This is a genomic window from Streptomyces omiyaensis (assembly GCF_014650895.1).
GTDB classification, from domain to species: domain Bacteria; phylum Actinomycetota; class Actinomycetes; order Streptomycetales; family Streptomycetaceae; genus Streptomyces; species Streptomyces omiyaensis.
This window is the reverse complement of the sequence record NZ_BMVV01000014.1, coordinates 24,184-44,496: the sequence shown is the minus strand read 5'-3', so window position 1 is coordinate 44,496 and position 20,313 is coordinate 24,184. Positions and strand designations below refer to the sequence as shown.

Here is a 20,313-nt window from a genome sequence, read left to right as displayed (position 1 = left end):
GGTCACTCCTTGTTCGTGCGTCGGTGTCGGTCGCGGAGCGCGACGCCGTCCAGCACCATCGACAGGTACTGGCGGGCCGTCTCCTCGGGGCTGTGCCGGCCGCCCGGCCGGTACCAGGACGCGGCGACCCAGACGGTGTCGCGCACGAAGCGGTAGGTGAGCCGGACGTCGAGGTCGGTGCGGAAGTCCCCGGAGGCCGCACCGGACTCCAGGGTCCTGAGCCAGGCGCGCTCCAGCCGCAGCTGCGCCTCGGCGAGGTAGCCGAAGCGGGGCTGGTCGCGGAGCTGCCCGGACTCCTTCTGGTAGATGGCGACCGCGGCGCGGTGCCGGTCGATCTCCCGGAAGGAGGCGGTGACGAGGGCCTCCAGGGTCTCCCGGGGGCCGAGACCGGCGGCGAGCACGGCGTCGTACCGGGACCACAGGTCGTCCAGGAAGCCGGAGAGGATCTCGTCGAGCATCGACTCCTTGGAGTCGAAGTGGTAGTAGAGGCTGCCCGCGAGCAGCCCCGCCGCGTCGGCGATCCGCCGGACGGTGGTGGCGTCGTACCCCTGGGCGGCGAAGACCTCGGCCGCCACCTCCAGGAGTTCGCGCCGCCGCTCGGGCGCCGGTCTCACGGGTGCTGGCTGCTGACCGAGAGCACCTCGCCGGTGAGGTACGAGGAGTACCCGCTGGCGAGGAAGACGATCACGTTCGCCACCTCCCACGGCTCGGCGTACCGGCCGAAGGCCTCGCGGGAGGTGAGCTCCGCGAGGAGTTCGGGGGTGGTGACCTTCACCAGATGGGGGTGCATGGCGAGCGAGGGGGAGACGGCGTTGACCCGCACGCCGTACGCGGCGGCCTCCAGCGCGGCGCACCGGGTCAGGGCCATCACGCCGGCCTTGGCGGCGGCGTAGTGGGCCTGGCCCCGCTGGGCGCGCCAGCCGACCACGGAGGCGTTGTTGACGACGACGCCTCCGGCGCCCGCGGCCTTCATCCGGCGCAGGGCGGCGCGGGTGCAGCGGAAGGTGCCGTTGAGGGTGACGTCGAGGACCTTGTCCCACTGCTCGTCGGTCATGTCGACGAGGTCGGCGGTGCCGCCGAGGCCGGCGTTGTTGACCACGATGTCGAGGCGTCCGTGGTGCTCCTCGGCGAGGTCGAGGAGGGCCGCCACCCGGGTCTCGTCGGTGACGTCGCAGGGCAGGGAGGCCACCCGGCCGGCGCCGAACTCGGCGGCGAGGGCTTCCTCGGACTCCTTCAGGCGGCGGGCGTGGGCGTCGGAGATCACGACCCGGGCGCCCTCCTCCAGGAGGCGGCGGGCGGTGGCTCCGCCGATGCCGGCCCCGGCGGCGGCGGTGACGACGGCGGTGCGGCCGGCGAGCAGGCCGTGGCCGGGGAGGTAGGGGGGCGGGGTGCCGGTCACGGGCGGGCCTCCTTGGGCAGGCCGAGGACGCGCTCGGCGATGATGTTGCGCTGGATCTCGTTGGAGCCGGCGTAGAGGGTGTCGGCGCGGGAGAAGAGGAAGAGGCGCTGCCAGTCGGTGAGGTCGTACGGCTCCCCGGCGGCGAGCATGCCGTCGGCCCCGCAGACGTCCATGGCGAGTTCGCCGAGTTCGCGGTGCCAGGTGGCCCAGAAGATCTTGTTGATGGAGGCCTCGGGGCCGGGCGCTCCGGCGGCGACGCCGCTCAGCATCCGCAGGGCGTTGAAGCGGATGGTCTCCAGGCCGGTCCAGGCGCGGGCGATCCGGTCGCGGACGAGCGGGTCGCGGGCGGCGCCGTTGCGCCGGGCCAGGTCGATCACGGCCTCCAGTTCGCGGCGGAAGCCGACCTGCTGGCCGAGGGTGGAGACGCCCCGCTCGAAGCCGAGGGTCGCCATGGCGACCTTCCAGCCCTCGCCGGGGGCGCCGACGAGGTGGGCGGCCTGGGTCCTGGCGCCGTCGAAGAACACCTCGTTGAACTCGGAGGTGCCGGTGAGCTGGACGATCGGCCGGATCTCGACGCCGGGGGCGTCCAGCGGGACGAGGAGGTAGGAGAGGCCGTGGTGGCGGGCCGATCCGGGTGCGGTGCGGGCGACGACGAAGCACCAGTCGGCCTCGTGGGCGCCCGAGGTCCACACCTTCTGTCCGGTGACCACCCACGCGTCGCCGTCCCGCTCGGCCCGGGTCCTGACGTTGGCCAGGTCCGAGCCGGCGCCGGGCTCGGAGTAGCCCTGGCACCACAGTTCGTCGACGGCGACGATCCGGGGGAGGAAGCGGGCGCGCTGGGCCGGGGTGCCGAAGGCGATGAGGGTGGGTCCGAGGAGCTGTTCCCCGATGTGGCCGACGCGCGCGGGGGCGTCCGCGAGGGCGTACTCCTCGTGGAAGGCGACCTGCTCCTCCAGGCTCGCGCCCCGGCCGCCGTACTCCTTCGGCCAGCCCACGCAGGTCCAGCCGTGGGCGGCCATGTGCCGCTCCCAGGCGAGGCGTTCGGCGTGCGCCTCGTGCTCGCGGCCGGGACCGCCGCGGCCCCGCAGGGACGCGAACTCGCCGGTGAGGTGGGCCCGCAGCCAGCCGCGGACCTCCCTGCGGAACTCCTCGACGTTGCTCATGGCCGTACGTTAACCTACCAAACACTTGTTAGGGAAGGAGGGCGGATGTCCGCTGCCCGCACCACGTCCACCGAGCCCGTCCGCTACGAGCGACGGGGCCCCGTCGCCGTCGTCACCATGGACCGGCCCGCATACCGCAACGCCCAGAACTCCGCGATGACCTACGCCCTCGACCGCGCCTTCTACCGCGCGGCCGACGACGGCGAGGTCAAGGTGGTCGTCCTCGCCGGCGCCGGCGACCACTTCTCCGCCGGCCACGACATCGGCACCCCCGAGCGCGACGCGCACCTGCCCTTCGAGCGCCGCGCCGGCCTCTGGTGGGACCACTCGGACAAGGAGGGCGCCGAGAGCCGCTTCGCCCGCGAGTCGGAGGTCTACCTGGGCATGTGCCGGCGCTGGCGCGAACTGCCCAAGCCCGTCGTCGCGTCGGTGCAGGGCGCCTGCGTCGCGGGCGGCCTGATGCTCGCCTGGATCTGCGACCTGATCGTCGCCTCCGAGGACGCCTTCTTCGCCGACCCGGTCGTCCGCATGGGCATCCCCGGCGTCGAGTACTTCGCCCACCCCTGGGTGATGCCGCCCCGCGTCGCCAAGGAGTTCCTCTACACCGGCGACCGGATGGGCGCCCGGCGCGCGTACGAGGTCGGCATGGTCAACCGCGTCGTCCCCCGCGCCGAGCTGGAGGACCGGACGATGGAACTCGCCCTCAGGATCGCCGAGATGCCCCGGATGGGCCTCGCGCTCACCAAGCGCGCCGTCAACCAGGCCGAGGACCTCCAGGGCCTGCACACCGGCATGGACGCGGTCTTCGGACTGCACCACCTCGCGCACGCGCACAACGCCGAGACCGCCCGCGACGCGCTGGGCGGTATGGACATCCACACCATGAAGGCGGCCGGAGCCTGATGGACCTCGACTTCTCCGCGGCGGACGACGCCTTCCGGGCCGAGGCCCGCGCCTGGCTCGCCGCCCACGTGCCCGCCGCCCCGCTGCCCTCCCTGGAGACCGCCGAGGGCTTCGCCGCCCACCGCGCCTGGGAGGCCGAACTCGCCGCCGACCGCTGGTCGGTCGTCTCCTGGCCCGAGGAGTACGGCGGCCGCGGCTCCTCCGTCCTGCGCTGGCTGGTCTTCGAGGAGGAGTACTACGCCGCCGGCGCGCCCGGCCGGGTCGCCCAGAACGGCATCAACCTGCTCGCCCCCACCCTCTTCGAACACGGCACCGACGAACAGCGCGCCCGCGTCCTGCCGCCCATGGCGTCCGGCGAGGTCGTCTGGGCCCAGGCCTGGTCCGAGCCCGAGTCCGGCTCCGACCTCGCGAGCCTGCGCTCCACCGCCGTGCGCACCGACGGCGGCTGGCTGCTCAGCGGCCAGAAGACCTGGTCCTCCCGGGCCGCCTTCGCCGACCGCGCCTTCGGCCTCTTCCGCAGCGACCCCGGGGCGGACCGGCCGCACCGGGGACTGACGTACCTCATGTTCCCGCTCGGCGCCGAGGGCGTCACCGTACGGCCCGTCGGGCGGCTCGACGGCAAGCCCGCCTTCGCCGAGCTCTTCCTCGACGGGGTGTTCGTGCCCGACGAGGACGTGATCGGAGCCCCCGGAGACGGCTGGCGGGTCGCCATGAGCACCGCGGGCAACGAACGCGGGCTGACCCTGCGCAGCCCGGGCCGGTTCTCCGCCGCCGCCGACCGGCTCACCGCCCTGTGGCGCGAGCGCGCCGACCCCTCCGACACCGCCCTGCGCGACCGCGTCGCCGACGCCGTCATCGGCGCCGAGGCCTACCGCCTGTTCACCTACGCCCACGCCTCACGGCTCGCCGCGGGCGGCTCGATCGGCGCCGAGTCCAGCCTCAACAAGGTCTTCTGGTCCGAGCTCGACATCGCCCTCCACGAGACCGCGCTCGACCTCCTCGGACCGTACGGCGAACTCTCCGACGAGGCCGCGGAGGCGCCCGCCCACGGCGGCTGGGCCGAGGGCCACACCTTCTCGCTCGCCGGACCGATCTACGCCGGGACCAACGAGATCCAGCGCGACATCATCGCCGAGCGGCTGCTCGGCCTGCCGAAGGGACGCCGGTGATGCGGTTCCTGCCCGACGCCGAACAGCGGGAGTTCGCCCGCGCCCTCGACGCGCTGCTGACGGCGGCCGGGACGCCCCGGACCGCGCGGGCCTGGGCGGCCGGCGACCCCGCCCCCGGGCGCGCCCTCTGGTCCCGGCTCGCGGACGCGGGCGTGTTCGCCCTGGCCGTACCGGAGGAGCACGAGGGCCTGGGGCCGCTGCCGGTGGAACTGGCCGTCGCCTTCACCGAGCTGGGCCGGCACGCCGTCCCCGGCCCGCTGGTCGAGACGGTCGCCGCGGCGGCCCTCCTCGACCGGCTCGGCGACAAGGCCGCGTCCGCCGCGTGGCTGCCCCGCGTCGCCGCGGGCCGGGCGGTCGTCTCCCTCGGCGTCCCCGCGCTCACCGGCCCCTACGCGCTGGACGCGGACACGGCCGACGCGGTGTTCGTCGCCGAGGACGACACCCTGCGCCTCGCCGGTGCCGCCGGTCCCGTCCAGCCCTCGGCCGATCCGGTACGGCGCCTCGCCCGGCCCTCCGCCGGCGGCACCGTCCTGGCCCGCGGCCCCGAGGTGGCCGCCGCCACCGCGTACGCCGCCGAGGTCGCGGCCCTCGCCACCGCCGCCCAGTCCCTCGGGCTCGGCCGGGCCCTGCTCGACCGGACCGTGGCCTACGTGAGGCAGCGCACCCAGTTCGGCGTCCCCGTCGGCTCGTTCCAGGCCGTGAAGCACCGGCTGGCCGACACCCTCCTCGCCCTGGAGTTCGCCCAGCCGCTGGTGCACGCCGCCGCCCTGGCCCTGGCCGCGCGCGGGACGGCGCCCCGGGAGGTCGCCGCCGCCAAGGTCACCGCGGGCGAGGCGGCCCACGCCGCCGCCCGCACCGCGCTCCAGCTCCACGGCGCCGTCGGCTACACCGAGGAGCTGGACCTGTCCCTGTGGATCCGCAAGGCACGGCCGCTCCGCGACGCCTGGGGCACCCCCGCCTCCTGCCGCGCCCGCGTCCTCGCCCCCTGACCCCCTCCCCACCGCACCCGGGAGCACCATGTCCGCCGCACCCTCCCCACCCGCCCCCGAGAGACGGCCGGACCCGGCGCTGCTGCGCCGGGTGGCGCTGTCGAGCCTGCTCGGCACCGTCATCGAGTACTACGACTTCCTGCTGTACGGCACGATGGCGGCGCTCGCCTTCGGACCGCTGTTCTTCCCCGGCGACGATCCGCTCACCGGCACCATCGCCGCCTTCGGGACGCTCGCCGCCGGCTATGTGGCCCGGCCGCTCGGCGGCGCCGTCTTCGGCCACTTCGGCGACCGGCTCGGCCGCAGGTCCATGCTGGTCCTGACCATGGTGCTGATGGGCGTGGCCAGCTTCCTCATCGGCGTGCTGCCGACGTACGGGACCGTCGGCGTCGCCGCCCCGGTCCTCCTGGTGCTGTTCCGCGTCGTGCAGGGCCTCGCCATCGGCGGCGAGTGGGCGGGCGCGACCCTCATGGTCGTGGAGCACGCCGACCCGCGCCGGCGCGGCCTGTGGAGCGGGCTCATGCAGATGGGGTCCCCGCTCGGCTTCCTGCTCTCCACCGTCGCCGTCGCCCTGGTGTCCCTGCTCCCCCGCTCCGCGTTCCTGGAGTGGGGCTGGCGGCTGCCGTTCCTCTTCAGCGCGGTGCTGCTGGCCGTCGGTCTGTACGTGCGCCTCTCGGTGACCGAGAGCCCGCTCTTCCGGCGGTCGGCCGGGGAGGGCCGCGGCGGGGGCGGCGCCGGCCCCCCGCTCGCCCGGGTGCTGCGCCGGCCCCGGACCCTCGCCCTCGCCTGCGGCGTGGGCATCGGGCCCTTCGCCCTGACCGCGCTGATCAGCACCTTCATGCTCACCTACGCCACCGGCATCGGCTACACGACCTCGCAGGTGATGACCGGCATGGTCGTCACCTCGCTCGCCGGCCTGGTCTCCATCCCGCTCTTCTCCGCGCTCTCCGACCGCGTCGGGCGGCGGCCCGTCGTGCTCGGCGGGGCGGCGGGCGCCGTCGTGCTCGCCTTCCCGGTCTACGCCCTCGTCGACACGAAGGCGCCCGCGCTGCTCGTCCTGGGCATGACCCTCGGGCAGATCGCGCAGTCCGCGATGTACGCGCCGCTCGGACCGCTGCTCTCCGAGCTGTTCGGCACCCGGGTCCGCTACACCGGTGCCTCCCTCGGCTATCAGCTGGCCGCCCTGATCGGCGGCGGCTTCACCCCGCTGCTCGCCGGCGGGCTGCTCGCGGACCGCGCCGGCAGCACCCCGCTCGCGGTGCTCGCCGTCGGCTGCGGGCTGGTGACCGCGCTCTCGATCCGGCACACGGGCGAGACCCGGGGCCGGGACCTGTCCGAGGAGGACCCGGTGGCCTCCACGATCCCCACCGCACCCGCCGTCGAGAAGGGAGCAGAGGCATGAGGTTCACCGAGGAGCAGGAGGAACTGCGCGCTGCCGTGCGGCAGTTGCTCCGGCGCCATGCCGGAGAGGCGGCCTGGCGGCCGCTGGCCGAGCAGATCGGCGTCGCGGGACTCGCCGTCCCGGAGGAGTACGGCGGCGCGGGCTGCGGGGCCGTGGAGGTGCACGTGGTGATGGAGGAGCTGGGGCGGGAGCTGAGCCCCGTCCCGTACCTCGGCTCGGCCGTCCTCGTGGTGCAGGCGCTGCTGGCCTCCGGCTCCGCGGAGGAGTGCGCCGCGCTGCTGCCGGGGCTCGTCTCGGGCGGGGCGACGGCGGCGCTCGCCTGGGCCGAGGGCGGCTCCTGGGACCCCGGGACGGTCCGGGCCCGGGCCGTCGCCGGACCCGGGGGCGGCTGGCGGCTCACCGGGGTGAAGGAGCACGTGCTCGACGGGGCCCGCGCCGGGACCCTGCTGGTGGCCGCCCGGACGGGGGCCGGGGTGTCGCTCTTCGCGGTCGCCGGCGGGGCACCGGGGGTCGTCCGCGAGGAGACGGTGCCGATGGACTCCACCCGGGCGCAGGCGCGGGTGGTGCTCACCGGGGCCGAGGGCCGGCTGGTCGGCACCGACGGCGACGGCGGCCGGGTGCTGCGGCACGTCCTCGATCTGGCCTGCACGGCGCTCGCCGCCGAGCAGGTCGGCGCGGCGGCGCGGTGCCTCGAAATCACGGTGGCCCACGCCGGGGAGCGGGTGCAGTTCGGGCGCCCGATCGGCTCCTTCCAGGCGGTGAAGCACCGGCTCGCGGACGCGTACGTCCGGGTCGAGTCGGCGCGTTCCGCCGCGCTGGGTGCCGCCTTCGCCGCCGCGGACGGCATGCGCGGTCCGGAGCTGACGCGGCTCGCGGCCACCGCCAAGTCGGTCTGCTCCGAGGCGTTCGCCGAGGTGGCCGGCGAGACGATCCAGCTGCACGGCGGGATCGGCATCACCTGGGAGCACGACGCGCACCGCTACTTCAAGCGGGCCCACGGCTCCGCGCGGCTCTTCGGCCCGCCCCACTGGCACCGCTCCCGCCTGGCCACCGCGCTCGGCCTGCCGGACCCGGTCCCCGGCCCCGTCCCGGTCGCCGACTCCCTCTCCGTCAGCCGTTGATGGAGAAGAAGAGGGTGTCGTGGTGGTACCAGTCCAGGCCGCGCGCCTTGGTGGACTCCCACTCGTCGTGCTCGAACTGCAGCTTCTCGATGAGGAGATCGAGGTCGTAGACGAAGTCGGGGTCTATCTTCTCCCGGACCGCGCGGTAGGCGTCGACGGCCGGCTTGGCCTGGGCGAGCGGCAGCATCCCGATGTCGGGGCCGTCGATCGCGTACGGCACGGGGAAGGGGATCTCGTCCGGCGGGCCGGAGAAGAGGAAGCCGTGCGGCAGCAGGCCGGCGGGGACGCCGTGCTGCTTCAACTGCTCGTCGAGCAGGCCGAAGAAGGTGCTGGGCTTGGAGTAGACGCCCAGGTCGGAGGGGTCGGAGCCGCAGTAGTCGATGATGTGCTGGAGCGCCCGGGCGTAGGCCTTGCCCGCGTAGGTCCCCGGCGCGTCGGCGCGGCCCTCGATCAGGTGCTCCAGGGCCTCGGGGATCGTCAGGTCCCAGTCGAGGCCCTGGTGGTCCAGGTCGCGCTGGCCGGCCTCGCACCGCTCGCGGATCAGGGGGAGCACGCGCCGCTGTTCGTCGGTGAGGCGGTCCGCCGCTCCGAGGTAGGCGACGGCCTCGGCGCGGTCGCCGCTGGTGTACGAAATGATTCGGCTCATGATCGACATGCTGGCACGCGGCACTGACGACGCCCCCCTCGGCCGGTGCCGAGGGGGGCGTCGCGACGGGTGACGCGGGGTCAGCCGGCGAGCAGCAGCAGGGTGTCGATGACGCGGTTGGAGAAGCCCCACTCGTTGTCGTACCAGGCGACGACCTTGACGTGGCGGCCGTCGACCCGGGTGAGGGCGGCGTCGAAGATGGAGGAGTGCGGGTTGCCGGTGATGTCGGAGGAGACCAGCTCGTCCTCCGAGTACTCCAGGACACCGGCGAGCTTGCCCTCGGCGGCCGTGCGGTAGGCGTCGAGGATCTCCTCGCGGGTGACCTCGCGGGAGACGGTCGTGTTGAGCTCGACGATGGAGCCGACCGGCACGGGCACGCGGATCGAGTCGCCGGAGAGCTTGCCGTCCAGCTGCGGCAGGACCAGGCCGATGGCCTTGGCGGCACCGGTGCTGGTGGGCACGATGTTGACGGCGGCGTTGCGGGCGCGGCGGGCGTCGCGGTGCGGGCCGTCCTGGAGGTTCTGCTCCTGGGTGTAGGCGTGCACGGTCGTCATGAAGCCGTGCTCGATGCCGGCCAGCTCGTCGAGGACGGCGGCCAGCGGGGCGAGCGCGTTGGTGGTGCAGGAGGCGTTCGAGACGATCGTGTGCAGCTCGGCGTCGTACGTGTCGCTGTTCACGCCGTAGGCGAGGGTGACGTCGGCACCGTCCGAGGGGGCGCTGACCAGGACCTTCTTGGCGCCGGCGTCCAGGTGGAGGCGGGCGTCCTTGGCGCTGGTGAAGCGGCCGGTGGCCTCCAGGACGATGTCGACGCCCAGCTCGCCCCAGGGGAGGTTGGCCGGCTCGCGCTCGGCGAGGACCTTGATGCGGCGGCCGTCCACGACGAGGGTGTCGCCCTCGACGGAGACCGGGCGGCCGAGGCGGCCCGAGGTGGAGTCGAAGGCGAGGAGACGGGCGAGCGCCTTCGGCTCGGTGAGGTCGTTGACGGCGACGACCTCCAGCGTGGTGTCGCGCTCCAGCAGGGCGCGGAGCACGTTGCGGCCGATGCGACCGAAACCGTTGATGGCGATGCGAGTCATGATGCGGTGTCCCTTCCGTTTCTTCGTGACCCAGCCTCGCGCGCCGCGGCGCCGCGCGGCAGGGGCGAGATCGCCATGGTCCGCAAGGATCGCGCCAAGGTCCGGCCGGGGGGCGCCGGCGGTGGTCAGTCGCCCCGGGTGAAGGTCCGCCGGTAGTCGCTCGGGGTGGTGCCGAGGATCCGCTGGAAGTGCATCCGCAGGTTGGCGCCGGTGCCGAGGCCGGTCTCCGCGGCGATCTGCTCGACGCCGAGTTCGGAGCGTTCGAGCAGCTCACGGGCGCGGTCGACGCGGGCGCGGAGCAGCCACTGCATGGGGGTGTAGCCGGTCTCCTCGACGAAGCGGCGGGAGAAGGTGCGCGGGGAGACGGCGGCGTGCCGGGCCAGGACGTCGAGGGTAAGGGGTTCGTCGAGGTGGTGCAGGACCCATTCGCGGGTGGCGGCGAAGCGTTCGCCGTGGGGCTCGGGGACGCTGCGGGGCACGTACTGGGCCTGGCCGCCGCTGCGGTAGGGGGCGGCGACGAGCCGGCGGGCGGCGTGGTTGGCGGCGCCGACGCCGAGGTCGCCGCGGAGGATGTGGAGGCACAGGTCGATGCCGGAGGCGGCGCCGGCGGAGGTGAGGACGCTGCCCTCGTCGACGAAGAGGACGTTCTCGTCGACCTGGACGAGGGGCCGTTTCTCGGCGAGGGCGCGCGCGTAGTGCCAGTGGGTGGTGGCGCGCCTGCCGTCGAGGAGGCCGGTGGCGGCGAGGGCGAAGGCGCCGGTGGAGATGGCGGCGAGCCGGGCCCCGCGGGCGTGGGCGGCGATCAGCGCCTCGACCACGGCCGGCGGCGGGTCCTCGCGGTCGGGGAAGCGGTAGCCGGGGACGAAGACGATGTCGGCCCAGGCGAGGGCGTCGAGGCCGTGGGCGACGTCGTACGACAACCCGTCGCCGCCGGCCACCGGGCCGGGGACCGCCCCGCAGACGCGGACTTCGTAGGGCATGCTCGCGCGGGTCGTGAACACCTGGGCGGGGATGCCGACGTCGAGCGGCTTGGCGCCTTCGAGGACGAGGACGGCGACGCGGTACAGACGGGTGGGTGGCACGTCACGAGCCTACGCGGCGCCGGCCGGGGCCCCGCCGCCTCCCCGTCCTTGTCCTCCGCGCACGCGCACGCGCGCGTGCGCGGAGGACGGTCCGGGGACCGTCCCGGCCCCGCGCGCGGGGGCGCGGTCAGCCGTTCGGGAGGATGACCGCCCGGCCGCCGACGCGGCCGGCGTGCAGCCGCTCGTACGCCTCGGGGGCGTCGTCCAGGCCGTAGGTCTCGGTGTGGACGTCGACGGCGCCCGCGCGGGCCAGGTCGAGGACCTCGATGAGCTCGGCGCGGGTGCCCCAGTACGGGGAGGTGACGCCGACCTCGTACGGGAGGGCGCCGAAGCCGACGGGGAGGGCGCCGCCGCCGAGGCCGACGATGGTGACGTCGCCCTCCACCGCGGCCATGGCTCCGGCGGAGGCGGTGGTGGGCGGGGCGCCGACGAAGTCGAGGACGACCTCGGCGCCGCGTCCGCCGGTGAGTTCGCGGACGGTGGCGGCCGCGGCGGAGTCGGACAGGACGGTCTCGTGGGCGCCGACGGTCCTGGCCAGGGCGAGCTTCTCCTCGGCGACGTCGAGGGCGACGACGCGTGCGGCGGTCAGGGCGCGCAGCAGCTGGACGGCGACGTGGCCGAGGCCGCCGGCGCCGATGACGACGGCGGTGGAGCCGGGGACGAGCTTCGGCAGCGAGCGCTTGATGGCGTGGTAGGGGGTGAGTCCGGCGTCGGTGAGCGGCACCGCCTTCACCGGGTCGAGGCCGTTCAGCGGGACGAGGTGGCGGGGACTGTCGACGATCATGTACTCGGCGATGGCGCCGGGGGCCCCGAGGCCGGGCGGCCGGATGCCGAGCTCGGTGGCGCGCAGGCAGTAGTTCTCCTTGCCCTGGGCGCACATGAAGCAGTTCCCGCAGCCCCAGGGGCCGTAGACGGCGACGGAGTCGCCCTCGGCGAAGCCGGTGACGCCGTCGCCGAGGGCGGCGACGGTGCCGACGCCCTCGTGGCCGAGGGTGAGGGGCAGCGGGAAGGGCAGCTGTTCGGCGGACCAGCTCATCACGGCGATGTCGGAGTGGCAGACGCCGGCGGCGGTGACCTCGAGGAGGACCTGCCCGGGGCCGGGTTCCGGGTCGGGGACGGTGACGACTTCGGGGGCGGCACCCACGGTGCGGTACTGCAAGGCCTTCATGGCGCTGTTCCTCTCCGGCGTCGCTGGGGCGCCTCGGCCGCGGGACGGGCGGGCGCGCCTTCTCCTGGTGCGGCCGGACCACCGCATGCGCGCGGCGGTCCCCGCCCGGCGGATATAGATGCAATCTACACCCATTCGCGGGGATCCGTCGGGCGGCCGCGCGGTCAGGCGCGCAGCGTGTACCAGGGGCGGTCGGCGTGCTCCGCCGGAGTCCCGTCGAGGATCCGCGCGACGCGCTCCGCCGGGTCGAGGAGCACGGTCGCGAGACTCGCCCAGCGGCGCCCGAGCGGCACCTCCGGGTCCGGCACGCAGGTGACCGGGGGCTCGCCGGGGCCGGTCACGAGCAGCCGGATCAGGTCGTCGCGCCCCTCGGCCGGCGACCGCCCGAGCCGGTCGCGGAGGAAGGCGTACCGCTCCCCCGAGTCGGGCTGGTAGAGCCAGGTCTTCTCGTGGCGCGCGGGCCGCGGGCTCAGGAAGTGGTTGGTCCGCAGATGGGTGCCGTCGGCCGCCCGCGGGACCTCGAAGACGCCCTCGGGACTGAGGTCGAGGAGCACGGCCCGCTCCTCGTCGAAGAGGAGGAAGGAGCCGGAGGAGGCGAGCGGCGCGGAGCGGACCAGTTCGACGGCGTGGGCGGCGTCGTCCGCCTCCTCCAGGACGAGGGCGGCCAGGACGTGGACGGGCAGGCCGCCGACGCGGTCGTCGCGGTGGCCCAGGATGTTGAAGTGGAGGGCGAGCCCTGCGCTGTTGACCCCGATCTTGGCGAGGATGCCGTGCTCGGTGAGGCCGACGTACCGGTGGGCGCCTCCGGCGGAGTCGACGGTGTGCCAGGAGCCGCCGAGCTCGACGTGCCAGTCCCAGGTCTGGACGCCGAGGTGGGTGGTGCCGCCGCCGGGGGCGGGGACCCTCCGCACGACGGTGGAGCACTCGCCGGGCGGGACGGCGCGGCCGCGGGCCAGGATCTCGGTGCGGGCGTTGAGCGCGGCGACCCGCCACGGCTCGACGCCGGCCCCCTCGGCGATCCCCTCGATCTGTTCGCGCAGGGCGGGCCGGAAGGCGTCGACCGCGTCGAGCGCCCGGCGGGCGTCGTCCCGCACGACCGCCCCGGGGATCTCCGCGAGGGCGAAGAGCCGGTCGTAGACGTCGAGGGCGGTCCGCAGCCCCTCGGCGATCCCGGCCCCCCGCAGCCGTCCCCGCTCGCGCGGATCGGCGGCGTCGACGGCCACGTGGAGCCGGCGCTCGGGCCGGGGGAACGCGGAGAGGGACACGGGGGCTCCCTGGACGGAGATCGGGGCGAAGGCTTTATTGGCCTCACGACCAATATGATGCGCCCCATCCAACAGCGCCGGTCGGACGACCGTCAAGCCGCCCCGCCCCGGGCCCCGCGGAAGCCGTACGCCCCCGGACGGGCACGCCCTCCGGCCCCGGCGCCGGGGCCGCCGCCACGGGCGCGCCGGCACGGCACAGGACGGCCATGGAGCGACGGCGGACGGGCCGGCACGGAGCGGCGACGGGCAGGCCGGCACGGTACGGATCACGGAGCGGCGGCGGGCAGACCGGCACGGGACGGTACGGTCCACGGAGCGGCGACGGGCGCGCCGTCGGCGCGGGTGCCGAGGACGGTGCCGGGCCGCGCGAAAGCGCGGCGATGCGGGCGTGCGCCCGAGGATCCGCCCCACGACCGGAACGCACGGACCCGACGGCGCGGGCGGGGTGTCCCGGGAAACCGGACGCGACCCGCGAGAACCTCCCCCGACGCGCCCGCGGGCCACCCACCCACCCCTCACCCGGCAGGGACGGACCACACCCCCGCGCCCCGCCCGACCGCACCCCGGGCCCGCCGGACCACGCAGCACCCCGGGCCCGCCGGACCACGCCGCGCCCGGCCGGCCGAGGCCCCGCGCCGCCGGCCCGGTCGACGCGGACGGGCGCGCCCCTCCGTCCCTCACCCCGCGCAGGACGGGCAGCGGCCCCGGTAGGTGACGTCGACCTTGGAGACGGTGAAGCCGTAGCGCTCGGAGTCGGGGAGGACGGCGAGCGGGTCGCCACTGGGGCGGACGTCGCGGATGGTGCCGCACTCGGTGCAGACCAGGTGCTGGTGCGGACGGTGGGCGTTGGGGTCGTACCGCTTGGCGCGTCCGTCGGTGGAGAGCTCCACCACCTCGCCGAGGGAGACGAGTTCGCCCAGCGTGTTGTAGACGGTCGCCCGGGCGATCTCGGGAAGTCGCTCCGCGGCGCGGGCGTGCACCTCGTCGGCGGTGAGGTGCACGTGTTCGCCGGCGAGGACCTCCGCGACGACACGCCGCTGCGACGTCATCCGCCAGCCGCGGGCGCGCAGCCGCTCCAGCAGGTCACTCATGGGGCCCACCTGTTCCTTATCGGCGAGGACCGGGGTGCGGAGCAGTCCTGCGCTCCGGTTCCGGCGTCACCTCTTTGACGTTGTTCTTGACTTAGACTTAGTCCATTGTAGGATCAGTTTTGTTGATGGCCAAGGGACAGGAAGAGCCCGGGCGCGGCGGGGGACGAGGACGTGACGTACCGCCTCCGGGGAGAGCCCCGGGCGGTACCGCCTCGTCGGGTCTCCGTGTCCGCGGCCTTCCCGCGCGTGTCCGGAAGGAATACCCATGTCTGAGAACCTCGATGCACCCGGCGGCGACGTGAAGGCCGAGGGCGCCGGCGGCTGCCCCGTCGCCCACGGTCGCGCCGCGCACCCCACCCAGGGCGGCGGCAACCGCCAGTGGTGGCCGAACCGGCTCAACCTGCGGATCCTGGCCAAGAACCCGGCCGTGGGCAACCCGCTCGGCGAGGACTTCGACTACGCCGAGGCGTTCAAGGCCCTCGACCTCGCCGCCGTGAAGCAGGACATCGCCGAGGTCCTCACGACCTCCCAGGACTGGTGGCCGGCCGACTTCGGCCACTACGGCCCCTTCATGATCCGCATGGCCTGGCACAGCGCGGGCACGTACCGCATCAGCGACGGCCGCGGCGGCGCCGGCGCCGGCCAGCAGCGCTTCGCCCCCCTCAACAGCTGGCCGGACAACGGCAACCTGGACAAGGCCCGCCGTCTGCTGTGGCCGGTGAAGAAGAAGTACGGCCAGAGCATCTCCTGGGCCGACCTCATGATCCTCACCGGCAACGTGGCGCTGGAGTCGATGGGCTTCGAGACCTTCGGCTTCGCCGGCGGCCGCGAGGACGTCTGGGAGGCGGACGAGGACGTCTACTGGGGCCCGGAGACCACCTGGCTCGGCGACGAGCGCTACTCGGGCGACCGCGAGCTGGAGGAGCCCCTCGGCGCCGTCCAGATGGGCCTCATCTACGTCAACCCCGAGGGCCCCAACGGCAACCCGGACCCGGTCGCCGCCGCCCGCGACATCCGCGAGACCTTCCGCCGGATGGCGATGAACGACGAGGAGACCGTCGCCCTCATCGCCGGCGGCCACACCTTCGGCAAGGCGCACGGCGCCGGCCCCGCCGACAACGTCGGCGCGGACCCGGAGGCGGCCCCGATCGAGGCCCAGGGCTTCGGCTGGGCGAGCAGCTACCGCTCCGGCAAGGGCGCCGACGCCATCACCTCCGGCCTGGAGGTCACCTGGACCACCACGCCCGCCCAGTGGGGCCACGACTTCTTCGAGCACCTCTTCGCGTACGACTACGAGCTGACGAAGAGCCCCGCGGGCGCCCACCAGTGGGTGGCCAAGGACGCCGAGGCGATCATCCCGGACGCGTACGACCCGGAGAAGAAGCACCTCCCGACCATGCTCACCACCGACCTGTCGCTCCGTTTCGACCCGGTCTACGAGCAGATCTCCCGCCGCTTCCACGAGCACCCCGAGCAGTTCGCGGACGCCTTCGCCCGCGCCTGGTACAAGCTCACCCACCGCGACATGGGCCCGGTCGTGCGCTACCTCGGCGCCGAGGTCCCGTCGGAGGAGCTCGCCTGGCAGGACCCGCTGCCGGCCCGCACCCACGAGCTGATCGACGCGGCGGACGTCGCCTCCCTCAAGGAGAAGATCCTCGCCTCGGACCTGACGGTCGCCCAGCTCGTCGGCGCCGCCTGGGCCTCGGCCTCCTCCTTCCGCGGCAGCGACAAGCGCGGCGGTGCCAACGGCGGCCGCATCCGCCTGGAGCCCCAGCGCGGCTGGCAGGCCAACAACCCCGAGGACCTCGCCCAGGTCCTGCGCGTCCTGGAGGGCGTCCAGGAGTCCTTCAACACCGGCCGCGCCGACGGCAAGCAGGTCTCCCTCGCCGACCTCGTGGTCCTCGCGGGCTCCGCGGCCGTCGAGAAGGCCGCCGCCGCCGCGGGCCGCACCGTCGAGGTGCCGTTCACCCCGGGTCGCGTGGACGCCACCCAGGAGCAGACGGACATCGAGTCCTTCGCCGCCCTGGAGCCGCAGGCGGACGGCTTCCGCAACTACCTCGGCAAGGGCGTCCGCCTCCCCGCCGAGTACCTCCTGGTCGACCGCGCCAACCTGCTCACGGTGAGCGCGCCCGAGCTGACCGTCCTCGTCGGCGGCCTGCGCGTCCTCGGCATCACGGCGCCGCAGACCTCCCTCGGTGTCCTCACCGCCACCCCGGGCGCGCTGACGAACGACTTCTTCGTCAACCTGCTCGACCTGGGCACCACCTGGTCGGCCACCTCCGGCGACGCGAACACCTTCGAGGGCCGCGACGCGGCCGGCGAGGTCAAGTGGACCGGCAGCCGCGCCGACCTGGTCTTCGGCTCGAACTCGGAGCTCCGCGCCCTCGCCGAGGTCTACGCGAGCGACGACGCCCAGGACAAGTTCGTGACGGACTTCGTCGCGGCCTGGACCAAGGTCATGGACCTGGACCGCTTCGACCTCCGCTGAGCCGTACCGCCCCGCCCGGGCCGGCCGCCGAGATCCGGCCGGCCCCGGCACCCCGCGCCCCCGCGACCGTCCCCCGGTCCCGGGGGCGCGCCCCTGTCCGGCCCCGCCCCCCCCGGCGCCCGCCGCTCCCGTACCGGGCCGTCAGACGCCCGGCACCGCCGCCGCCACCAGGCCGTCCGTCAGCGCCATCAGGCGACGGCGGGCCTCGACGTCGTACGCCTGCTCGTGCGCCCGCGCGTCGGTGAACCGGTCGAAGTACCGTCCGGTGACCCCGTCGAGCGCGGGGTCGACGACGAGCCGGACGGTCGGCCCGACCCCCTCCTCGATGCCGACGAGCGGGGTGAGGCCGTACGCGCGGACGCCCTCGGTGTCCATGAGGTGGGCGGGGTGGAGGGCGTTGACCGTGACGCCGCTGCCGTCGAGTTCGGCGCCGAGGGCGAAGGTCGCCATGATCAGGGCCAGTTTGCTGCGGCAGTAGGCGCGCAGCCCCTCGTACCCCTGCTCGACCATGAGGTCGTCGAGGTCGACGGCCTCCTGCCCGATCGAGGCGACGTTGACGATCCGGGCCGGGGCCGAGGCGGCGAGCAGCGGCAGCAGCCCCCGGGTGAGGGCGTACGGGGCCAGGTGGTTGACGGCGAGGCGCAGTTCGTGGCCCTGGGCCGAGACCTCGCGCACGAGGGGGCGGGCGCCGCCGCCGGCCACGGCGTTGTGCACGAGCGCGTCGAGCCGGGGTTCCGTCTCCCGGACCCGCCGGGCGAGGTCCGCGACCTCGCCGAGGTCGGAGAGGTCCGCGACGTGGGTGCGGACCTCTCCGCCGGCGCCCAGGGCGCGGACCTCGGCGGCGACGGAGGCGAGCCGGCCCGCGTCGCGGCCGTGCAGGAGCACGGTGCCGCCGCGGGCGGCGAGATCGAGGGCGATGCCCCGGCCGAGGCCCTGGGTGGCTCCGGTGACGAGGGTGGTGTGGTGGTGCGGAAGTTCGGTCCCTGTCATGGACGTCTGCTGAGTCATGATCACGAGGGTGCCCGGTCGGGTGCGCCGCTGGGGAGAGTGCGCCGACCCTGGTGTGGGCACCACCAGGCTCGGCGGGCCCCGGAGCGGGACGAGGAGGGAGCCCCGGACGAGGATTCACCCGCCGGGGATCCTATTGGTCGTGCCTGACACCCATTCCTCGACAGGTCGGACCAGCGCCGGGGCACGGCATCCAGCCGTTCACCAACCCCTTACCGCACGGGCGTATGCCTTTGGCGACCGCTCCCCCATCATGACTGCCGACGTGCCGCAGGGGCACACCGTGACAGGAGGGGCGGGGCATGCTTCCCATCAGCCGCAGGGGGTTCGTCGGCATCGGCGCGGGACTCGGCGCCGGACTCGTCACGGGGGCGGCGCTGCCGCCGGCGACGGCCTCGGCCGCCGCGCGGGCCGCGACCGGCACCCTGAGGGACGTCCGGCACGTGGTCGTCCTCATGCAGGAGAACCGCAGCTTCGACCACTACTTCGGCACGCTCCGGGGCGTGCGCGGCTTCGGCGACCGGGCGGCCGGGAACATCCCCGGCGGCTGGGGCACCTTCCAGCAGCCCAACTGGGGCGGTCGGCAGTTCCCCTGACGGCTGGGCGACACCCCTCCGGCCGGCGGGGTGGACGGCGAGACCCTCGCCCAGTGCAACGGCGACCTGCCGCACAGCTGGACCTCGCAGCACGCCGCCTGGAACCAGGGCCGGCTCGACAACTGGGTGACCGGCGTGGGCAGCACCCGGACCCTCGGCCACCTCGACCGCGCGTCCCTCCCCTTCCACCACGCCCTCGCCGACCACTACACGGTCTGCGACGCCTACTTCTGCTCGGCGCTCAGCGCCACCGGCCCCAACCGCACCTTCCTGTGGAGCGGGCGGATCGACGCCTCCAGCAAGGACGGCGGGGACGAGTCGGGGCTGACGTGGGAGACGTACGCGGAGGCGCTCCAGCGGGCGGGCGTCAGCTGGCGGGTGTACCAGAACGCCCAGGACAACTACGGCGACAACGGCCTCGCCTACTTCCGGCGGTTCACCGACGCCCGGCCCGGGGATCCGCTGCACGACCGGGGCATGGCCTCGGTCCCGAAGGTCACCGGCTCCACCCCCGACGACATCGCCGCCGCGATCCGCGCCGACGTCGTGGCCGGGACCCTGCCGCAGGTCTCGTGGGTGGTGGCGAACGAGGCGTTCTCCGAGCACCCGTACGCCCCGCCCGGCGACGGCGCCCACTTCGTCGACCTGGTCCACCGCGCCCTGGCGGCGGACCCCGAGGTCTTCGACTCGACCGTGCTCCTCCTCAACTACGACGAGAACGACGGCTTCTTCGACCACGTGCCGCCTCCGGTGGCACCGCCCGGAACCCCCGGCGAGTACCTCGACGGCGTGCCGATCGGCCTCGGCTTCCGGGTGCCGATGCTGGTCATGTCGCCGTGGACGCGCGGCGGCTGGGTCAGCTCGGAGGTCTTCGACCACACCTCGGTGCTGCGCTTCCTGGAGACCTGGACCGCCGCCCTCGGCACCCCGGCGGTCTGCCCGAACATCTCCGCCTGGCGGCGGAGGGTGACCGGCGACCTGACCGGCGTCTTCGACTTCGCCCACCCGGTGTACGGGGTCCCCGCCGGGCTCCCCGCGACGGCGAAGGTCATCGGCATGGACGCCTGCGCCCCGCTGCCCAACCCCGTGCCGCAGAACAACGCGCTGCCCGCCCAGGAGCCCGGCAGGCGCCCCGCGCGGGCCCTCCCCTACCAGCCCAACGGCAACCTGGACCGCTTCGAGTTCGGCGCCGCCGGCAAGATCCTCGCCTGGTTCTCGATGACCAACCAGGGCCCGGAGGCCCGGCGCGCGGCCCACTTCTCGATCCACCCGCACCAGCACCGCGCCACCGCCGCCTGGCAGTACACGGTGGACCCGGGCACCACGGCCACCGACTACTTCACCATCGGGCTCGGCTCGGGCTCGGGGAAGTACGACATCTCGATGATGGGCCCGAACCGCTTCCTGCGCCGCTTCGTCGGCGACGCCTCCAAGGCGGGCGGGGCGATCGAGGCGGCGGCCCGCTTCGCCGTCGAGCCGGGCACCGGGAAGACGGCGATCTGGTTCCGGCTCTCCAACGCCTCCGGCGGCCCGGTCACCTTCACCGTCCGCTCGAACGCCTACCGCACGGACGGCCCGTGGACGTACACCGTCCCGGCCGGCTCCTCGCGGGAGGACTTCTTCAACGCGGTGGCGTACAGCGACGGCTGGTACGACTTCACCGTCCTGGCCGACGTCGACGGCACCTGGTCGCGCCGGTACACCGGCCACATCGAGACCGGCGCGCCCAGCGTGACCGGCTGACGCC

At 74.6% G+C, this 20,313-nt stretch carries 16 protein-coding genes and 1 pseudogene; 7 read left to right on the top strand and 10 right to left on the bottom strand.

Going from position 1 to position 20,313, the window contains the following annotated elements; genetic code table 11:
* Nucleotides 1-2: 2 nt before the first annotated feature.
* Genes IE287_RS22725 through IE287_RS22715 form a run of 3 tightly spaced genes read right to left on the bottom strand, consistent with a single transcriptional unit; the run spans nucleotide 3 to nucleotide 2,562 of the window.
* Nucleotides 3-614 carry a TetR/AcrR family transcriptional regulator gene (locus IE287_RS22725; RefSeq protein WP_189850997.1) on the bottom strand — a complete coding sequence of 204 codons (612 nt, stop codon included), beginning with the start codon at nucleotides 612-614 and terminating at the stop codon, nucleotides 3-5.
* Nucleotides 611-1,399: an SDR family oxidoreductase gene (locus IE287_RS22720; protein WP_189850996.1), complete on the bottom strand. Its 789-nt coding sequence runs from the start codon at nucleotides 1,397-1,399 to the stop codon at nucleotides 611-613. Before IE287_RS22720 ends, IE287_RS22725 begins: the two co-directional genes overlap by 4 nt.
* The gene (locus IE287_RS22715) at nucleotides 1,396-2,562 is read right to left on the bottom strand and encodes an acyl-CoA dehydrogenase family protein (protein WP_189850995.1); all 1,167 of its coding nucleotides are present in this window, start codon (nucleotides 2,560-2,562) and stop codon (nucleotides 1,396-1,398) included. The genes IE287_RS22720 and IE287_RS22715 overlap by 4 nt, the downstream gene beginning before the upstream one ends.
* 45 nt (nucleotides 2,563-2,607) lie before the next feature.
* On the opposite strand from IE287_RS22715, the gene IE287_RS22710 reads away from it, so the two are divergent.
* The 5 genes from IE287_RS22710 to IE287_RS22690 are packed head-to-tail and all read left to right on the top strand — an operon-like array spanning nucleotide 2,608 to nucleotide 8,146.
* Nucleotides 2,608-3,465, top strand: a complete 858-nt coding sequence (locus tag IE287_RS22710) for an enoyl-CoA hydratase (RefSeq protein ID WP_189850994.1) — start codon at nucleotides 2,608-2,610, stop codon at nucleotides 3,463-3,465.
* Entirely contained in the window at nucleotides 3,465-4,634 is a 1,170-nt protein-coding gene (locus IE287_RS22705; protein WP_189850993.1) for an acyl-CoA dehydrogenase family protein, read from the top strand. The genes IE287_RS22710 and IE287_RS22705 overlap by 1 nt, the downstream gene beginning before the upstream one ends.
* The gene (locus IE287_RS22700) at nucleotides 4,634-5,623 is read left to right on the top strand and encodes an acyl-CoA dehydrogenase family protein (RefSeq protein ID WP_189850992.1); all 990 of its coding nucleotides are present in this window, start codon (nucleotides 4,634-4,636) and stop codon (nucleotides 5,621-5,623) included. The genes IE287_RS22705 and IE287_RS22700 overlap by 1 nt, the downstream gene beginning before the upstream one ends.
* A gap of 28 nt (nucleotides 5,624-5,651) precedes the next feature.
* On the top strand, nucleotides 5,652-7,025 hold the full coding sequence (locus IE287_RS22695; RefSeq protein WP_189850991.1) for an MFS transporter: 1,374 nt from the start codon (nucleotides 5,652-5,654) through the stop codon (nucleotides 7,023-7,025).
* Complete coding sequence (locus tag IE287_RS22690; protein WP_189850990.1) at nucleotides 7,022-8,146, top strand: acyl-CoA dehydrogenase family protein; 1,125 nt, start codon at nucleotides 7,022-7,024, stop codon at nucleotides 8,144-8,146. The genes IE287_RS22695 and IE287_RS22690 overlap by 4 nt, the downstream gene beginning before the upstream one ends.
* Here IE287_RS22690 and IE287_RS22685 read toward each other — a convergent pair.
* The 6 genes from IE287_RS22685 to IE287_RS22660 form a co-directional block, all read right to left on the bottom strand.
* Nucleotides 8,136-8,792, bottom strand: a complete 657-nt coding sequence (locus tag IE287_RS22685; protein WP_189850989.1) for a DUF7691 family protein — start codon at nucleotides 8,790-8,792, stop codon at nucleotides 8,136-8,138. The two genes, IE287_RS22690 and IE287_RS22685, sit on opposite strands and share 11 nt — an antisense overlap.
* An 80-nt stretch (nucleotides 8,793-8,872) precedes the next feature.
* Nucleotides 8,873-9,868 (bottom strand): type I glyceraldehyde-3-phosphate dehydrogenase, encoded by a 996-nt coding sequence (gene gap / locus IE287_RS22680; protein ID WP_189850988.1) that lies wholly within the window; start codon nucleotides 9,866-9,868, stop codon nucleotides 8,873-8,875.
* A gap of 125 nt (nucleotides 9,869-9,993) precedes the next feature.
* Complete coding sequence (locus tag IE287_RS22675; protein ID WP_189850987.1) at nucleotides 9,994-10,950, bottom strand: GlxA family transcriptional regulator; 957 nt, start codon at nucleotides 10,948-10,950, stop codon at nucleotides 9,994-9,996.
* Nucleotides 10,951-11,077: 127 nt separating this feature from the next.
* Nucleotides 11,078-12,118, bottom strand: coding sequence for an NAD(P)-dependent alcohol dehydrogenase (locus IE287_RS22670; RefSeq protein ID WP_189850986.1), 1,041 nt, complete (start codon nucleotides 12,116-12,118; stop codon nucleotides 11,078-11,080).
* Between the two features lie 164 nt (nucleotides 12,119-12,282).
* Nucleotides 12,283-13,383 carry a C45 family autoproteolytic acyltransferase/hydrolase gene (locus IE287_RS22665; protein WP_189850985.1) on the bottom strand — a complete coding sequence of 367 codons (1,101 nt, stop codon included), beginning with the start codon at nucleotides 13,381-13,383 and terminating at the stop codon, nucleotides 12,283-12,285.
* 677 nt (nucleotides 13,384-14,060) lie between these two features.
* Nucleotides 14,061-14,474, bottom strand: a complete 414-nt coding sequence (locus IE287_RS22660; RefSeq protein WP_189850984.1) for a Fur family transcriptional regulator — start codon at nucleotides 14,472-14,474, stop codon at nucleotides 14,061-14,063.
* A gap of 265 nt (nucleotides 14,475-14,739) precedes the next feature.
* Here IE287_RS22660 and katG point away from each other — a divergent pair, with 265 nt between their 5' ends.
* Nucleotides 14,740-16,962, top strand: a complete 2,223-nt coding sequence (katG, locus tag IE287_RS22655; RefSeq protein WP_189850983.1) for a catalase/peroxidase HPI — start codon at nucleotides 14,740-14,742, stop codon at nucleotides 16,960-16,962.
* Nucleotides 16,963-17,103: 141 nt separating this feature from the next.
* Here the strand turns inward: katG and IE287_RS22650 are convergent, their stop codons facing one another.
* Nucleotides 17,104-17,970: an SDR family NAD(P)-dependent oxidoreductase gene (locus tag IE287_RS22650; protein WP_229883654.1), complete on the bottom strand. Its 867-nt coding sequence runs from the start codon at nucleotides 17,968-17,970 to the stop codon at nucleotides 17,104-17,106.
* 302 nt (nucleotides 17,971-18,272) lie between these two features.
* On the opposite strand from IE287_RS22650, the pseudogene IE287_RS22645 reads away from it, so the two are divergent.
* Nucleotides 18,273-20,309, top strand: a pseudogene (locus IE287_RS22645) (phosphocholine-specific phospholipase C).
* Nucleotides 20,310-20,313 lie beyond the last annotated feature (4 nt).

Bases quoted from the DNA above. Each gene is read 5' to 3' on its own strand.
- IE287_RS22715 (WP_189850995.1), bottom strand. From the start codon at position 2,562: ATGAGCAACGTCGAGGAGTTCCGCAGGGAGGTCCGCGGCTGGCTGCGG.
- IE287_RS22710 (WP_189850994.1), top strand. From the start codon at position 2,608: ATGTCCGCTGCCCGCACCACGTCCACCGAGCCCGTCCGCTACGAGCGA.
- IE287_RS22705 (WP_189850993.1), top strand. From the start codon at position 3,465: ATGGACCTCGACTTCTCCGCGGCGGACGACGCCTTCCGGGCCGAGGCC.
- IE287_RS22700 (WP_189850992.1), top strand. From the start codon at position 4,634: ATGCGGTTCCTGCCCGACGCCGAACAGCGGGAGTTCGCCCGCGCCCTC.
- IE287_RS22695 (WP_189850991.1), top strand. From the start codon at position 5,652: ATGTCCGCCGCACCCTCCCCACCCGCCCCCGAGAGACGGCCGGACCCG.
- IE287_RS22690 (WP_189850990.1), top strand. From the start codon at position 7,022: ATGAGGTTCACCGAGGAGCAGGAGGAACTGCGCGCTGCCGTGCGGCAG.
- IE287_RS22685 (WP_189850989.1), bottom strand. From the start codon at position 8,792: ATGAGCCGAATCATTTCGTACACCAGCGGCGACCGCGCCGAGGCCGTC.
- gap (WP_189850988.1), bottom strand. From the start codon at position 9,868: ATGACTCGCATCGCCATCAACGGTTTCGGTCGCATCGGCCGCAACGTG.
- IE287_RS22670 (WP_189850986.1), bottom strand. From the start codon at position 12,118: ATGAAGGCCTTGCAGTACCGCACCGTGGGTGCCGCCCCCGAAGTCGTC.
- IE287_RS22660 (WP_189850984.1), bottom strand. From the start codon at position 14,474: ATGAGTGACCTGCTGGAGCGGCTGCGCGCCCGCGGCTGGCGGATGACG.
- katG (WP_189850983.1), top strand. From the start codon at position 14,740: ATGTCTGAGAACCTCGATGCACCCGGCGGCGACGTGAAGGCCGAGGGC.
- IE287_RS22650 (WP_229883654.1), bottom strand. From the start codon at position 17,970: ATGACTCAGCAGACGTCCATGACAGGGACCGAACTTCCGCACCACCAC.